At 60.0% G+C, this 2,043-nt stretch carries 4 protein-coding genes; 3 read left to right on the forward strand and 1 reads right to left on the reverse strand.

What is annotated here, in order from left to right:
* Nucleotides 1–339, reverse strand: a 339-nt coding sequence (locus A9Q02_RS22985) for a transposase (RefSeq protein WP_141509166.1), incomplete at its 3' end; no start/stop codon positions are given.
* 99 nt (nt 340–438) lie between these two features.
* Between A9Q02_RS22985 and A9Q02_RS22990 the strand changes: the two genes are divergently transcribed.
* Genes A9Q02_RS22990 through A9Q02_RS23000 form a run of 3 tightly spaced genes read left to right on the forward strand, consistent with a single transcriptional unit; the run spans nt 439 to nt 1,969 of the window.
* Entirely contained in the window at nt 439–795 is a 357-nt protein-coding gene (locus tag A9Q02_RS22990) for a hypothetical protein (RefSeq protein WP_097655419.1), read from the forward strand.
* Between the two features lie 56 nt (nt 796–851).
* Nucleotides 852–1,115, forward strand: a complete 264-nt coding sequence (locus A9Q02_RS22995; protein WP_172451303.1) for a transposase — start codon at nt 852–854, stop codon at nt 1,113–1,115.
* A gap of 8 nt (nt 1,116–1,123) precedes the next feature.
* Nucleotides 1,124–1,969, forward strand: a complete 846-nt coding sequence (locus A9Q02_RS23000) for an IS3 family transposase (protein ID WP_097655421.1) — start codon at nt 1,124–1,126, stop codon at nt 1,967–1,969.
* Nucleotides 1,970–2,043: the final 74 nt, after the last annotated feature.

The raw sequence follows: 2,043 nt of genomic DNA on the forward strand, positions 1-2,043 counted from the left end.
CGTCTTGACGCTTTGACTGTCGAGACACCCGGCGGTTGGATGCTTGTGGCGTCCAGCCTTCTGCCGCACCTGTGCCCGCAGCGTGTCGTGAATCCGCTGCCAAGTACCATTATCACGCCAGGTACGAAAAGAATGGGAGACGGTCTTCCAGTTCGGATACTCTTTCGGTAACAGGCGCCATTGGATGCCACTCACGACGACGTACAGGATACCGTTCATGACCTGGCGCATATCCAGGCTCCGTGGGCGTCCGCCAGGTTTCGCGGCAGGGATCAGATCTTTGATACAATTCCACTGGCGGTTCGTGAGGTCGGTTGCGTAGGTTTGGTTCTTTTTCATACCCCAAGTGTACGCGATTCGGCCCCATAGCCGCCATTTCACCCCCTTTTCAGACAGCCTCTAAGGCGATCGGCGGCGAGATGGAGGGCCGTGGGCTGTATGTCGCCGTTCCTGAAAAGAAATGGATCCTGGCTCTATCTCCACAATGAGAAGCGGGTGGCCCGCTCGACCGCCACGGTTGCCCTCTGCGCGATCAAGTTCTTCTTCGAGCACACCCTGCGCCAGTCCTGGCCTCGTCTGGAGTTGCTTCGCCCCCGTCCAATCCATAAGCTGCCCGTCGTTTTGAGCGTCGATGAGGTCTGGCAGATCCTGGCCCAGCTGCGCCTGCCCGTCTATCGCGCTTGTCTCACGACGATCTACACCTGTGGCCTGCGCATTAATGAGGGTATCCATCTGCAGGTTGACCAGATCGACAGTGCCCGTATGCAGCTCCACGTCTGTGGCGCTAAAGTGTGATGAGACCCTAAAACCGACAGATAGGTATGTTAGGATCCTCCGACAAGGAGGAGCCGATGAAGACCACGACCCATACGCCCGAGCAGATCATCAAGATTCTTGAGCAGGCTGAGAAAGGCGAGCAGACCATCACGGCCATCTGTCGGGAACACGGCATCGCCGAGAACACCTTCTACGGCTGGCGCAAAACCTATGGCGGCATGTCCTTCAACGAAGCTCAACGCCTCAAGGAGCTGGAGAAGGAGAATGGCCGGCTCAAGCGCCTGCTCGCTGAGCGCGTGTTGGAAAACGACCTGCTCAAGGAGCTGCTGGGAAAATAGGGCTGCGTGTGACTGAGCAGCGCCAAGCCGTGCAGTTCCTGGTAGACGGCGGGCTGTCGGTGCCACGTGCCTGCGCGCTCGTCCAGCTCCCGCGCTCAACCTTCTTGTACACCGCCAAACCTGAGGACGCCACCGCGTTGCTTGCACAAATTCGCGAATTGGCGGCCCGTCATCCTCGCTACGGCTATCGCCGCATCTGCGTGCTGCTCCGGCGCACCACGGCGGTAAACGAGAAGCGCGTGCGACGGCTGTGGCACCAGCATCAGCTTCAGGTTCGGCGTCTTGCGCGTCGCCGACGCTCGCGGACAGCGCGTCCGACTCGTCTGGAGGCTGCATACCCGGGACACATTTGGGCGTACGACTTCGTTGAAGATGCCTTAGCTGACGGCACACCACTCCGCATCTTGACCGTGATGGATGAGTTTACCCGTGAAGGCCTGGCGCTCGATGTAGCCCTGACGACCTCGGCCGAGCGCGTCATCGGTGTGTTGAGGGCTCTGGTTGCCCAGCATGGCGCTCCGGTCTATCTACGCAGCGACAACGGCGCGGAGTTTGTGGCGATTGCCGTTCAGGGCTGGCTTACGCAGGCTGGCCTTCAGACCCTCTACATCGACCCGGGCAAGCCCTGGCAAAATGGCAAGGAAGAGCGCTTCAACGGCACCGTGCGCGATGAGTGCTTGAATATGCACCTGTTTCACTCCGTGGCTGAAGCCTGTGTGCGGCTGGGTGCCTTCCGAGCGCAATATAACCAGGAGCGGCCACACAGCCGGCTTGGCTACGTGACCCCACTCGCGTTTAAGACCGCCTGGTATCAAGCCCAGGCAAAGCAGCAGGATCCTCACATCGACACTTGACCTTTGGGAACCCGCCGCAAGCCGCCGCGCTTGAGCGCGTGCGGTTAGGCGGGTTTCTTGCTGGCTTCAGCCAA

Origin of the sequence: Candidatus Chloroploca asiatica (genome assembly GCF_002532075.1) — a bacterium.
GTDB classification, from domain to species: domain Bacteria; phylum Chloroflexota; class Chloroflexia; order Chloroflexales; family Chloroflexaceae; genus Chloroploca; species Chloroploca asiatica.